Annotated in this window: 12 protein-coding genes; 5 read left to right on the top strand and 7 right to left on the bottom strand. The window is 74.9% G+C overall.

The genetic code is table 11. The features are described 5' to 3' along the window. The first annotated feature begins 28 nt into the window (after window positions 1–28). Window positions 29–841, top strand: a complete 813-nt coding sequence (locus D7223_RS04770; RefSeq protein WP_120725128.1) for a hypothetical protein — start codon at window positions 29–31, stop codon at window positions 839–841. Window positions 842–904: 63 nt separating this feature from the next. On the opposite strand, the gene D7223_RS04765 is transcribed toward D7223_RS04770, so the two are convergent. The 4 genes from D7223_RS04765 to D7223_RS04750 all read right to left on the bottom strand — a co-directional run bounded on the left by D7223_RS04765 (window position 905) and on the right by D7223_RS04750 (window position 5,816). After that, window positions 905–3,265, bottom strand: a complete 2,361-nt coding sequence (locus D7223_RS04765; protein WP_238161561.1) for a DUF4153 domain-containing protein — start codon at window positions 3,263–3,265, stop codon at window positions 905–907. Between the two features lie 150 nt (window positions 3,266–3,415). Continuing rightward, a complete protein-coding gene (locus tag D7223_RS04760) occupies window positions 3,416–4,117 on the bottom strand; it encodes a dihydrofolate reductase family protein (RefSeq protein WP_120725124.1) in 702 nt (233 codons plus the stop codon). 101 nt (window positions 4,118–4,218) lie between these two features. Beyond that, window positions 4,219–5,481: an RNA polymerase sigma factor gene (locus D7223_RS04755; protein ID WP_238161559.1), complete on the bottom strand. Its 1,263-nt coding sequence runs from the start codon at window positions 5,479–5,481 to the stop codon at window positions 4,219–4,221. Beyond that, window positions 5,448–5,816 (bottom strand): YciI family protein, encoded by a 369-nt coding sequence (locus D7223_RS04750; protein WP_120725780.1) that lies wholly within the window; start codon window positions 5,814–5,816, stop codon window positions 5,448–5,450. The genes D7223_RS04755 and D7223_RS04750 overlap by 34 nt, the downstream gene beginning before the upstream one ends. Before the next feature lie 229 nt (window positions 5,817–6,045). Here D7223_RS04750 and D7223_RS04745 point away from each other — a divergent pair, with 229 nt between their 5' ends. Both D7223_RS04745 and D7223_RS04740 read left to right on the top strand, forming a co-directional pair. Further along, a complete protein-coding gene (locus D7223_RS04745) occupies window positions 6,046–6,315 on the top strand; it encodes a hypothetical protein (RefSeq protein ID WP_120725122.1) in 270 nt (89 codons plus the stop codon). Next, window positions 6,315–7,352 (top strand): hypothetical protein, encoded by a 1,038-nt coding sequence (locus tag D7223_RS04740; RefSeq protein WP_120725120.1) that lies wholly within the window; start codon window positions 6,315–6,317, stop codon window positions 7,350–7,352. The genes D7223_RS04745 and D7223_RS04740 overlap by 1 nt, the downstream gene beginning before the upstream one ends. A 12-nt stretch (window positions 7,353–7,364) precedes the next feature. On the opposite strand, the gene D7223_RS04735 is transcribed toward D7223_RS04740, so the two are convergent. Beyond that, window positions 7,365–8,882 carry a DUF6297 family protein gene (locus D7223_RS04735; protein WP_120725118.1) on the bottom strand — a complete coding sequence of 506 codons (1,518 nt, stop codon included), beginning with the start codon at window positions 8,880–8,882 and terminating at the stop codon, window positions 7,365–7,367. Continuing rightward, entirely contained in the window at window positions 8,879–9,514 is a 636-nt protein-coding gene (locus D7223_RS04730; RefSeq protein WP_120725116.1) for an ABC transporter ATP-binding protein, read from the bottom strand. The genes D7223_RS04735 and D7223_RS04730 overlap by 4 nt, the downstream gene beginning before the upstream one ends. 102 nt (window positions 9,515–9,616) lie before the next feature. On the opposite strand from D7223_RS04730, the gene D7223_RS04725 reads away from it, so the two are divergent. Then, complete coding sequence (locus D7223_RS04725; protein ID WP_120725114.1) at window positions 9,617–10,546, top strand: LLM class F420-dependent oxidoreductase; 930 nt, start codon at window positions 9,617–9,619, stop codon at window positions 10,544–10,546. Between the two features lie 45 nt (window positions 10,547–10,591). On the opposite strand, the gene D7223_RS04720 is transcribed toward D7223_RS04725, so the two are convergent. Continuing rightward, window positions 10,592–10,987 carry a hypothetical protein gene (locus D7223_RS04720; RefSeq protein ID WP_120725112.1) on the bottom strand — a complete coding sequence of 132 codons (396 nt, stop codon included), beginning with the start codon at window positions 10,985–10,987 and terminating at the stop codon, window positions 10,592–10,594. A 137-nt stretch (window positions 10,988–11,124) separates the two neighbouring features. On the opposite strand from D7223_RS04720, the gene D7223_RS04715 reads away from it, so the two are divergent. After that, a complete protein-coding gene (locus tag D7223_RS04715; protein ID WP_120725110.1) occupies window positions 11,125–12,369 on the top strand; it encodes an FAD-binding protein in 1,245 nt (414 codons plus the stop codon). Window positions 12,370–12,439: the final 70 nt, after the last annotated feature.

Below are 12,439 nucleotides of genomic sequence, written 5' to 3'. Positions count from 1 at the left end.
CCCGCGTGCCACGAGATCGGAGGACCCGTTGACCATCCGCCGTCGATACCGGCAGACCGCCGCCACCCTCACCGCCGCCCTGGTGACCGCCCTGGTCGCCGCCCTGCTGCCCGCCGCACCCGCGATGGCGACGTTGCCGTCCGGGTCGGGCTGGTCGGCGTCCTGGAGCTACTACCACCCCAGCGCCTACCAGTACGCGGGCACCCTGCCCGGGGTGCGCCTGACCGGCTACGCCAACGACAGTGCCGGCACCGCCAACACGGTCGGCACCATCGAGGACACCGCGAACGACGGCCGCTGCGCCCGGGTGCTGCTCTACGCGTACGGGGTGGGCTACGTGGCCGATCGCACCACCTGCGGCAGCGGCACCTACCTGACCTACTCCACCGGCACCTACAGCCAGGGACTCCTGGTCATCGTCTACCGGATGATCTCCGGCACCACCACCAACGACAAGGGCTTCTACATCTACATCCCCCCGTCGGCCGCCGACCCCGAGCTGCGTACCGTCGGCACCGGCGGCAGCTGGTCGTATTACACCTCCAGCTCGTTCCAGTACACCGTCACCCGGCCCGGCGTGAAGCTGACCGGCTACGGCACGGGCAACTCGTTCGACGAGCGCTCGTCGCTGAGCACCGTGCAGAAGACCGCCACCAACGTCGGCTGCGCCACCGCGACGGTCACCGGCGGAACGGCCGCCAGCGGCGGCACCTGCGTCAACGGTGGCAGCACGTCGTTCACCCGGTTCGACCACACGAACAACCTGGAGGCCTCCGCCTGCTACCAGCCGTCCCCGGGCACCCGCCGCTGCCTCGCGCTGGTGATCCCCGAGCCCTGGTGACGAGCTGACCGCACGCCGGCCGCCGGGACCGGAAGGCCACCGGCGGCCGGTGGGTGTCCCCGCTCAGCGGCGGGTCTTCGGCAGGTCGTACTGGTCGGCGGCACGGCAGTCGCGGGCCCCGCCGACGGCGTCGGGGCCGACCCGCTCCAACGCCGCCCGGGCCCGGGTACGCCCCAGGTTCCAGGCGTACCAGGGATCGGGCTCGGCCAGGTCGTCGGCGATCCAGCTCAGGGTGCACCGGCGTACCGGGTCGGGCAGGGTGGTCAGGGCGGGCGTGGCGTCGGCGGACAGCGCCCGCAGGTACCAGGCGTCGATCTTCCCGGTCTGTTCGTACCGGGCGACGTTGCGGCGGGCCGCGTAGTCCTCCGGATTGAGCACCGCGAGGCTCAGCAGCATGGCCACCGCGAGCGCCACGGTCAGCCGCGGGATCCACTGGCCGCGCCAGCGGATCCCGGCCGCGAGGACCATCAGGAACACCGCGCCGAGCAGCACCTCGAAGGCCATCACGAAGATCCGCTCGCCGGTGAAGCTGTACACCTTCTGGTAGGTGTACATCCGGGACAGCGCGGACACCACGATGACGACGCTGAGCGCGCTGAGCAGGCCGAGCAGGACCCGCAGCAGGATCCGGTCCGCCCGGCGCTCGCGCCGGGCCCAGCGGGTCACCCCGCCGAGGACGGCCAGCGTCAGCAGCGTCACCGTGACCAACTGCCAGAAACCGCTGCGCGCGTACTCGGCGTAGCTCAGGCCGGCGGTGCGCAGGACGTGCTGCTCCCCGCCGAACAGCACGGTGAACTGCACCGCGACGAAACCGACGAAGAGGGCGGTCAACGCGCCGATCGGCGGCGCCCACTCGACGACGCCGAGCCGGCGTGAGGTGGGGCGGTCCACCCGGGACAGGTCCGGCGGGGCGGTGATCGTGTAGACGGCGGCGACCGCGATCAACCCGCCGATGATGAGCAGGAACAGCCCGCGGAACGTCGCCGGAATGCTGATCTCCGGGATGATCTGACCCAGCACCAGCGAGAACGCCGCGTCGGCGGAGGAGAGCAGCGCGCCGAAGACCACCAGTACCACCGCGGTGGCGACCACCGATCCCACGACCCGCCGGACGGCGCCGGTGTCGGCCGGCGCCTCGACGTGTCGCCGTACCCAGGGCAGCCCCCGGACCGCGCCGAGTGGCGCGGCGACCACGCTGAACAGGATCGACCGGATCAGGCGTCCACCGATGATGGCCAGCGCGGCGCAGCCGAGCGCCCCGAGCACGCAGAACGTCACCAGCCACCAGGCGTTGCGGAACGCCGGCACGGCGAGCAGGGCGAGGGCCGCCGCCGCCCAGCCGGCGCGGACCAGCCGCTCCGCGCGGGGCAGGTCGGCGACGCGCCGGCGTACCGCGACGACGACCGCGACGGTCAGCACCAGCCACCCGAGGAACCAGCCGATGCCGGTGCGGTTCAGCGGCACGAACACCGCCACCCCGAGCGCCCCGGCCAGGACCGCGGCGGGAGTGCGCCAGCCCCTGGCGGCCTCCGGCCCGGGCCAGATCGTCTGCAGGAACGACGGTGGCGCGGGTCGCGACCGGAAGTCGTACGTCGGCGCGACCGCGTACGGCACCCCGTGCGGGGGGCGCGGGCCGCCCGGGTACGTCGGCCAGCCGGGCGGCGGTGCCGCCGTCGGCGGGGGAGTGGCCGGCTCCGATGTCGCGGACCGCGGTTCCGTCGGCTCCGGTGCGGGCCGTGGTGGGACGTCGTCCGTGCGCGCCGGAGTGGCCGCGTCGATGCCCGGCTCCGGGGTGGCCGGTGCCGGAGTGGTCGCGGTCGTCCCGGCGACGGCGGCGGAGGTTGCCTCGGTGACCGGGGCGCCGGCGTCGCCCGGAGCGGCTTCCGTCGGGGCGATGGCCACCGCGGACGGTGTGGCGGACCGCTGAGCCGGGACGGGCGTGCCGGGGACGACCGGGCCCCCGGGGGCGTCGTCGGAGGGCGGTGCCGCCGCGTCCGTGGGGCCGCCGTCGGTCACGTCGGATGCCGCCGTCACGCCGGTCCCGGTCGTCGGACCCGCCGTGCCGGCCGGCTGCACCGTGCCGCTCGGCTCCGCCGTGCTGGTCGGACCCGCCGTGCTGGTCGGCTGCACCGTGCCGCTCGGCTCCGCCGTGCTGGTCGGACCCGCCGTGCTGGTCGGCTGCACCGTGCCGCTCGGCTCCGCCGAGGTCGGGAGCAGCGGGAGGAAGACGGCGTAGCCCCGGGTGCCGGACGGGATCGTCACCGGGATCGCCCACGCCGGCTGGCCGGCGGGGCCGGGCCACTCGATCGCGGGGAGGCCGGTGGTCTCCGGCATCACCAGCAGGTGCGGCGGTGCGGCGGCCGGCGGGTCGACGGCGCCCCGGGACTCGGACGACGCGGGGGTCTCCGGGGTCGGATCGGGCACGTTGCTCTCCTTGGTCGCTTCCGGGTGCCGACACTGTAGGGCCATCCGCCCGCATCCCGTTGCCCCGACCGGCCGTCGGTACGCGACTTTCGTGAGGTCGGGGTGTCCGGGCGATGTGGACACCCCGACCTCACTGAGGCCGAGTGGATCTCACCGCGTGGTCGTCGGACCGCCGCCGCTGCCCCGGTCGTCGAGCACGAGCGGAGCGCGGCCCTCGACCCGGTAGCGGATGTGGGTCACCTCACCGGTGGGCACGACCCGGACCGGGGTCAGCTCGATCGCCTCCTTCTCGCCGAGGTCCAGGTCGGCGTCGAGCAGCCGCAGCCCGGTGCCCAGCACCACCGGCACGACGTGCAACTCCAGCTCGTCGAGGAGGCCGGCCCGGAGCACCTGACGGACCAGGCTCCCGCCCCCGGCCACCGCCACGTCCTTCCCGCCGGCGGCCTCCCGGGCCCGCGCGACGGCGGCGGCCACCCCGTCGGTGACGTAGGTGAAGCTGGTGCCGCCCTGCCGCACCAGCGTCTCCCGCGACCGGTGGGTGACCACGAAGACCGGCGCGCGGAACGGCGGGTCGTCGCCCCACGGCACCTCACCGCCGTCGGCCATCCGGCGCCCCATGACGTACGCGCCGGCCGCGCCGAACGACTCGGCCACGATCTCCGAGTTCTCGTCCCGTACGCCGCCGGCGAAGCCCTGCCGCTCCCGCCACGCCAGCGCGTCGGTCGCCCAGCGGGTGACCCGGAAGAAACCGGCGGCCTCGGCGGACGCCATCCAGGCGCCGTCGCCGGTGTGCCGCGGCCCGGCGTAGAACCCGTCCAGCGACACGGACAACTGCGCGGTCACCTTGGTCATCGTGATGGTTCCCCTCACCTCGGGCGGCACCACCGTGGTGCCGCTCGCCGGGTGATCGGAACCCGCCGGCCGACTTCGACCGGACCGACAGGTGACGCCGGTCACATCAGCCGGGCGGCCCGCCGGATGAGGTGTCGCCGCTCCGGGAGGCTGCCGGCCAGTCGGGCCGCCTCCCGCCAGGCGGTGGCGGCGGACGGGACGTCCCCGGCCTGCTCCAGCAGGTGCGCCCGGACGGCCAGCAGCCGGTGGTGTCCGGCGAGCGGCCCCGACTCCAGGGTGTCCAGCAGGTCCAGCCCGGCCCGGGGACCGCGCACCATGCCCACGGCCACCGCCCGGTTGAGCGTGACGGCGGGACCGGGCGCCAACCGTTCCAGCAGCTCGTACAGGGCGAGGATCTGCGGCCAGTCGGTCTGTTCCGTCGACGGGGCCTCGGCGTGCACCGCGGCGATGGCGGCCTGCACCTGGTACGGGCCGAGCGGCCCGGTGGTCAGGCTCCGGGTCACCAGCGCCGTCCCCTCGGCGATGGCGTCGGCGTCCCAACGGCTGCGGTCCTGCTCGGCCAGGGGGACCAGGTCGCCGTCCGGCCCGGTGCGGGCGGCACCGCGTGCCTCGGTGAGCAGCATCAGCGCGAGCAGGCCGGCCACCTCGCCGGAGTCGGGCAGCCGTTCGCGCAGCCGGCGGGCCAGTCGGATCGCCTGCCCGGTCAGCTCGACCCGGCGCAGCTCCGGGCCGCTGCTGGCGCTGTAGCCCTCGTTGAAGACCAGGTAGAGCACGTGCAGGACGACCGCCAGCCGGGGTCCTCGTTCGGGCTCCGGTGGCAGGTCGAACCGGGCCCCGGCCTCCCGCAGGCGCTGCTTGGCCCGGACGATGCGCTGGCCCATCGTCGCCTCCGGTACCAGGAACGCGGTGGCGATCTCGGCGGTGCTCAGGCCGCCGACCGCCCGCAGGGTCAGGGCGAGCTGGGCGGACGGCCCGAGCGCCGGATGGCAGCAGAGGAAGAACAGTTCCAGCAGGTCGTCGCGGGCCGGCTCGACGTCCGGGGGCGCCGCGACCAGCGCGTCGCGGGGGGTGGCGTCGAGCAGGGCGACCTCCCGGCGTCGCCGCGCGGCGTCGGCCCGGACCTGGTCGACGTACCGGCGGGCCGCGACGGTGCGCAGCCAGCCGGCCGGATGCTCCGGTACGCCGTCGCGGGTCCACACCCGTACGGCGTCGAGCAGGGCGTCCTGGACCGCGTCCTCGGCGCGGCTGAAGTCGCCGTACCGGCGTACCAACGCCCCGAGCACCTGCGGCGCGAGGTCGCGCAGCAGGTCACCCACGCCGGCGTGGTGGCTCAGGACCCGCCGCCGGAATCCATCAGCGGCCACACCTCCAGGCCGCCCCCGGCGGTGTCGCCGAACCGCAGGGCCGGGTAGGACCGGGCGATCTCCAGCGCCCGCTCCTCGTCGTCCACGTCGACCACGAAGTACGAGCCGACGTACTCCTTGGCCTCCAGGTAGGGCCCGTCGGTCACCACCGGCACGGCCCCGGACATCCGCACCGACCGTGGCCGCGTCACCAGGCCCCGGCTGTCCACCAGCTCGCCGGAGGCGCGCAGCGCCCTGTTGAACGCGTCCACCTCGCCGATCAGGGTGGACATCTCGTCGGCGGGGAGGCTGTTCCAGATCTCCTCGTTGCCGTAGATCAGCATCAGGTATTTCACCGCTCCGTTGTAGCAGTTGACCGGTCCGCCGCAGCAGCCGGCCATTTAGTGAAAAAAACTCTCATCGCGGTGTAAGTCGGATAACCGACAAGACGCCGGGCTGTTCGTCGGAGCACTGTTGGCGCAGGTGAGAGGCGCTTCGGATGCGGGCCACATCCATCTCCCCCGATCCAGTCCCGCCGACGGCGGTGTCGCCGTCGGTACGCTCCACGTAGCGCTAGGAGCCGAAATGGCCGCTCCGACCGTGACCGCAGCCCTCAACGCGACGGTCTTCAATCCCGGCGAAACCATGACCCTCATGGTCACCTACGGTGACCCCGACACCAGACCGGTGACCGTCACGATCGTGGTCACCGACGCGCAGGGCAACCGCAGCGCCCCGGTCGACGTCGTCGCGGTGATCGACCCCCTGACCCTCACCGTCTCCGACGACTCCGGCCGCACCTGGAGCAAGGTGTCGGACAACGGGGCCGTGGCGGCGTACCGGGCGGTGGCGTGATGCCCCGGGTGACCGTGACCGTGCGGGACAACGGAGGGCGGACCGCCACGGCGACCGTCGACTACACCGTCGGCCAGCCGGTGCTGGGCGGCTACTACCTCTCCGGCGGGGCCGACCCGACCGCCGACATGGCGGGCGGCAACTTCCGCTCCCTGACGCAGTACCGCAGCTTCGCCGACGGCTACATCTTCCCCGGCTACAACCGGCCCTGGCTGGTCACGCTCGGACGGGCCGGCATCAAGATGAACATGGTGCTGGAGCTGAAGCACTACGGCGCGCCGAACACCGGGCCGCAGACGTTCACGGTCGACGGGGTCACCTACACCGTCCCGGCGCCGGCCATGACCATCCAGCAGCGACCGGGGACGACCTGGCCGAGGGCGTACGGGTACAGCCAGGTCCTGGCCGGCCAGTGCGACGGCCTGTTCGCCCGGGCCCTGTCCCAGTACCGCACGCTGGGCTTCGGGGTGAACATCCAGCTCGCCTCCGAACTGGACACCGACCACGAGTTCGGCACCACCGAGGCCGGGGTGTCCTACTCCTGGGCCAGCTCGGACGCCCGCGCGGTGCAGGCGATGACGTACATCGTGAACTGGTTCAAGGCCCGCTCCCTGCCGGCCGGCACCACCTTCTCGGTCGGTGTCGGCGGCTTCGACCGGGCCTGCTACCAGCGGACCCACCCGGAGGCGCTGATGGCGAAGCTGGACTTCCTCCAGTGGAACGTCTATGCCACCAGCGCCACCCACACGGCGTTGGCCCGGTTCCGCCGGACCAAGGACTGGGCGGTGGCCGACCTCGGTCCGGTGGCGCTGTCCCGCCCGGTACTCATCGCCGAGTGGGGGGTGCGGGTCGCCGAGGTGCCGAACCAGGCCGGCTGGATCGCCACCGTCCCGGCGGCGGTCGCCGCGCTCAACGCGGAGCGGGGCCCGCGGATCGCCCGGACGAACTACTTCAACTCCGGGTGGGGCACCCTCTCACCGAAGTCGGTCGGCCTGGCCGCGCTGAAGGCGGCGTACGCCGTCCGCCCGTACGTCTGAGCACCACCGGGCTCAGAGAACGGGGCGGCGGCGGTCGGTGCCCAGCAGCAACCACGCGGCGAGACCGGCGGCGGAGAGGCCCACCTGGACCAGCACCCAGGCCCAGGTGGGCGCGAGCAGACCACCGAGGGCGGCGAGCGCCGGCACCGCGAACATCAGCTGGTCGACCCCGGCGAGGAGCCAGATCAGCGGACCGGGGGCGAAGCTGCCGGCCGGGGTGTCGACCAACGGCAGCGAGTTGTCGACCAGCCCGGACCGGGCCCGGCGCAGCGCCATCACCGCGACCGTCGGCCCCAGCGCCAGCCCGAGCGCCCACCACGGGCCGGGCGGCAGGTCGCCGGTCGCGGCGAGCACCGCCGCGGCGAGCGCGCACCAGACCGAGGCGAGCAGGGCCGGTGCGACGGTACGGGCGACGAGCACCCGGCGGCCGGTCAGCCCGAGCAGCCGCAGCAGCGCCGGTGCGGCGGCGTCCCGCCGGGTCGCGTCGAGGGTGGTGCCGGCCGCCAGTGACCCGCCGAGCACCACCAGCAGGGCGAGGGTGCCGCCCGGGGCCTGCACCAGCACGGCCGGCACCGCGGCGGCCAGCGCGAGCCAGCCGAGGCGGCGCCGCTTGCGTGCCAGGATCAGCAGGTCGTGTCGCACCGGACCGGGTAGCCGCCCGCGGCGCAGCGGACGCGACCGCAGCGCGCGCCCCCGCCAGTACCGGCGCTCCCACAGGTCCGGCAGGAACGACGGCTCGGCGGCGTACGCGGCGTCCAGGTGGGAGCCGAGCAGCCGCGACGGGTCGTGCAGCGGTGCGCCGGGGAAGCTCGCCAGCGCCCGGACGGTGACCGCGGTCGCCACCGCGGCGGCGGCGAGCACCGCCGACGCCAGTGGCCCGAGCGCCACCACCGGCACGCCCGGCACCGCGCCGGCCGGCTCGACCAGCGCCAGCGCGCCGAGCGGGGGCAGGGCGACCACCGGGATCACGTCGAGCGGTCGGGCCCGTCCGGGCCGGCGCTGCGCGGCCACGGCGAGCAGCGCCAGCAGTACGCCGCCGGCCGCGCCGGTGGCCACCCACCAGCCGAAGGTCGACGGGGGTGTGGGCCGCTCGGCGAGCTGGGCGACACCGCCCAGCGCCACCAGCGCGCCCGCCGCGGCGGCGCCGACGAGCACCCGGGCCAGCGCGGGCAGCAGCAGGCCACGGCGCGGCACCGGGGTGGGCAGCAGCCACGCCAGGTCGTCCCGGCGCAGCAGCAGGGGTCCCAGCCGACGCAGCAGGAGTAGCAGGCCGACGGCCGCCGCGGCGAGCAGCGCGACCACCGTCCAGCGCGCCGATTCCGGCGCCGGTCGGTCGGGCCAGAGCAGCCGGCCCCAGGACGGGCCGACCATGGCGACGGTGATCACCACCGTCAGCGCCAGCACGTACACCGTCTCCAGGGAGAGTGACGCGCCCGCGGCGGCCCGCCGGCGACGGACCCAGCGGCGCAGTTCCCGGGCGCGCGGCGGTGGACCGGCCACCGCCACCGGCGACTCGCGGAGCTGGCTCACGACGCGTCGGCACCGAGTCGCAGGGTCGGGCAACCCAGGGCCGCCACGAACGACGGGTCGTGACTGGCCAGCAGCAGGCTGCCGCCGCCGGCCAGGTGGTCCCGCAGCAGGCCGGCCACCACCGGGCGGATCTCGGTGTCCAGCCGTTGCTCCGGTTCGTCGAGGACCAGCAGGTCGCTCGGGCGGGCCAGGACGGCGGCCAGCAGCATCCGTTGTCGCTGCCCGGAGGAGAGCACGTCCGGGGTCGCGTCGGCCAGCGCGGCGAGCCCGAGCACGGCGAACAGCTCGTCGACGTGACCGTCCGCCGGATCGCCGCCCCCGGCCAGCCGGACCAGCTCGACGTGCTCGCGCACGGTCAGGCCCAGGTACCAGGTGGGCTGCTCCACCGTCGTGGCCACCCGTCGCCAGAACGTCGCCGAGCCGTCCGGTGTCGCGCCGAAGACGCTGACCGTGCCGGCCTGCGGCGTGAGCAGCCCGGTGACGCAGCGCAGCAGGGTCGACTTGCCGGCGCCGTTCGCGCCGGTCAGGCAGAGGGCCGCACCGGGCGGCAGGTCGAGGTCGACATCCACCAGCACGGCGACCGAGCCGAAGGAGACGCCGAGCCCCCGCGCGGACACGACGGGTGTGGGCACGCGGCCCACCCTAACGGCTCGGCGCTGCCCGCCGCGGTCCGCCGGTGCGCCGGGAAGCGCGCCACCGGCACCCGCGTCCCGGCCGGCTCCTATGCTCGGAGCATGGAACTGCGGATCTTCACCGAACCCCAGCAGGGCGCCACCTACGACGACCTGCTCGCCGTGGCGCGCCGCGCCGAGGAGACCGGCTTCGGGGCGTTCTTCCGCTCCGACCACTACCTCAAGATGGGCGCGGTGAGCGGCGACCCCGGCCCGACCGACGCGTGGAGCACCCTCGCCGGCCTGGCCCGGGACACCCGGAGCATCCGGCTGGGCACGCTGATGACCGCCGCCACCTTCCGGCTGCCCGGCCCGCTGGCGATCACCGTGGCGCAGGTGGACCAGATGAGCGGCGGCCGGGTGGAGCTGGGCATCGGCACCGGTTGGTACGCCGAGGAGCACACCGCGTACGGGATCCCGTTCCCCGCCCTGGGTGAGCGGTTCGACCGGCTGGAGGAGCAGCTCGCGGTCATCACCGGGCTGTGGCGGACGCCGGTCGGCGGCACCTTCGACTTCGCCGGCCGCTACTACCAGGTCAGCGACTCGCCCGCGCTGCCCAAGCCGGTGCAGAACCCCCGGCCGCCGATCCTGTTGGGCGGCATGGGGCCGAAGCGCACGCCCCGCCTCGCGGCCCGGTACGCCGACGAGTTCAACCTGCCGTTCGCCTCCGTCGCCGACTCGGTCACCCAGTTCGACCGGGTCCGCGCGGCCTGCGCCGAGATCGGCCGGGACCCGGGCGACCTGGTGTGGTCGAACGCCCTGGTGCTGTGCTGCGGGCGCGACGACGCCGAGGTGGCCCGCCGGGCCGCCGCCATCGGCCGGGACCCGGAGGAGTTGCGGGCCAACGGGCTGGCCGGTACGCCGGCCGAGGTCGTCGACCGGATCGGCGCGTACGCGGCCACCGGCAGCAGCCGGCTCTATCTCCAGGCGCTCGACCTGAGCGACCTGGACCACCTCGACCTGGTCGCCGCCGAGGTGCTGCCCCAGTTGTAAGGAAGGGCCCCCGCTTAACGCCTGGTGCGGGTAAAGGGTCCCTTCCTAACCGGCGGGGTGGGCGCCCGGCTGACGCAGGACGGTGTCGAGGCGGCCGTCCCGGTCGCTGTCGACGTAGGTGACGTCGGGTATCCCGTCGCCGTTCAGGTCGAACTGCACCACGTCGGCGACCCCGTCGCCGTCCAGGTCGGTGACCACCTCCACCGAGCCGTCCAGGTGGTGGGTGACGATCGACCGCCCCTCCGGGCCGCGGGGCGGGGGTCCCGGGTGCGGCACCGGCGTGGGTGCCGGCGGCGGCGCGGGCGTCGGTTGCGGGCCCGGCGTGGTGCCGGCCGCCACCGGCGGGGCGCTCGCCGGCTCCAGCCCGGCACCGGTCGGGTCGATCTCCTCCTCGGAGGGGAAGACGTCGCCCCGCAGGGCGGGATCGCGGTAGCTGCTCATCGGCACAGGGTTCCCCGCCTTCGGCGCCAGTAACCGTCGGGGCGTACCGTCGGGCACGCACGCGCGGGGGCCGTCGGGTGGGCGGCACGGGTCGCGGGCGCCCGCCGGGGAGGCGGCACGACGGACGGGGGACGCCGATGACACCGCGCCGCAACTGGGCGGGCAACGTCCACTACGCCGCCCGGCGCTTCCACCAGCCGGCGTCGTTCGACGAGCTGCGCCGCCTGGTGGCCGGCAGCGACCGGCTGCGGGTGGTCGGCAGCGGGCACTCCTTCAACCGCCTCGGCGACACCACCGGCGATCTGGTGTCGCTCGCCGGGCTGCCAACCGCGATCGCGCTGGACCGGGACGCCGCGACCGTCACCGTGCCGGGCGCGCTGCGCTACGGCGACCTGGCGACCCACCTGCACGAGCGGGGGTACGCGCTGGCCAACCTCGCCTCGCTGCCGCACATCTCGGTCGCCGGGGCGGTCGCCACCGGTACCCACGGCTCCGGGGAACGGCTCGGCAACCTCGGTGCCGCCGTCGCCGGCCTGGAGCTGGTCACCGCCGACGGCGACCTGCTCACCCTCGATCGGCGCACCGAACCGGAGACGCTGGCCGGGGCGGTGGTCTCCCTCGGCGCGCTGGGCGTGGTCACCCGGGTCACGCTGGACGTGGTGCCCACCTTCGCGCTGCGCCAGTACGTTCACCTCGGCCTGCCCCGGGAGTCGCTGGACGCGGCGCTCTCCTCGGCGTACAGCGTCAGTGTCTTCACCGACTGGCGGACGCCGACGCTGCGCGAGGTGTGGCGCAAGCAGCGGGCGGAGGAGCCGCCGCCGGCGGCGGACTGGCTTGGCACGACGGCGGCCGACCACCCCCGCCACCCGGTCGCCGGGATGCCTCCGGAGCACTGCACGCCGCAGCTCGGCGAGCCGGGGCCCTGGCACGAGCGGCTGCCGCACTTCCGGCTCGGCTTCACCCCGAGCAGCGGCGAGGAGTTGCAGTCGGAGTACCTGGTGCCCCGGTCCGCGGCGGCGGACGTGCTGGCCGCGCTGGACCCGGTGGCGCACCTGATCGCCCCGGTGCTCCAGGTGTGCGAGCTGCGCACGGTCGCCGCCGACCGGCTCTGGCTGAGCCCCGCGTACGACCGGGACAGCCTGGCCGTGCACTTCACCTGGATCGCCGACGCGGACCGGGTCCGGCCGGTGCTGGCCGCGGTGGAGCAACGGCTGGCGCCGTTCGCGCCGCGTCCGCACTGGGGCAAGGTCTTCGACATCGTGCCGGCCGCGGTCGCCGCCACCTATCCCCGGTACGCGGACTTCCGCGCCCTGGCCGCGCGGCTGGACCCGGCGGGTGTCTTCCGCACCGACCTGCTGGACCGGTACCTGCCGCGGGACTGAGCGCTGTCGGATGTGCGACCGCCGCCGCGCTGCCCGGTGGCGGCATGATGGTCTTGGACCCTCCTGCTCC

It is taken from the genome of Micromonospora endolithica (assembly GCF_003626595.1).
GTDB classification, from domain to species: Bacteria; Actinomycetota; Actinomycetes; order Mycobacteriales; family Micromonosporaceae; genus Micromonospora; species Micromonospora endolithica.
The sequence above is the reverse complement of the archived record's forward strand: the minus strand, read 5'-3'. Positions and strand labels throughout refer to the sequence as shown.

Excerpts from the sequence above, each read along its gene's own strand:
- D7223_RS04715 (WP_120725110.1), top strand. The coding sequence starts at position 11,125 with ATGACACCGCGCCGCAACTGGGCGGGCAACGTCCACTACGCCGCCCGG.
- D7223_RS04760 (WP_120725124.1), bottom strand. The coding sequence starts at position 4,117 with ATGACCAAGGTGACCGCGCAGTTGTCCGTGTCGCTGGACGGGTTCTAC.
- D7223_RS04745 (WP_120725122.1), top strand. The coding sequence starts at position 6,046 with ATGGCCGCTCCGACCGTGACCGCAGCCCTCAACGCGACGGTCTTCAAT.
- D7223_RS04725 (WP_120725114.1), top strand. The coding sequence starts at position 9,617 with ATGGAACTGCGGATCTTCACCGAACCCCAGCAGGGCGCCACCTACGAC.
- D7223_RS04720 (WP_120725112.1), bottom strand. The coding sequence starts at position 10,987 with ATGAGCAGCTACCGCGATCCCGCCCTGCGGGGCGACGTCTTCCCCTCC.
- D7223_RS04740 (WP_120725120.1), top strand. The coding sequence starts at position 6,315 with ATGCCCCGGGTGACCGTGACCGTGCGGGACAACGGAGGGCGGACCGCC.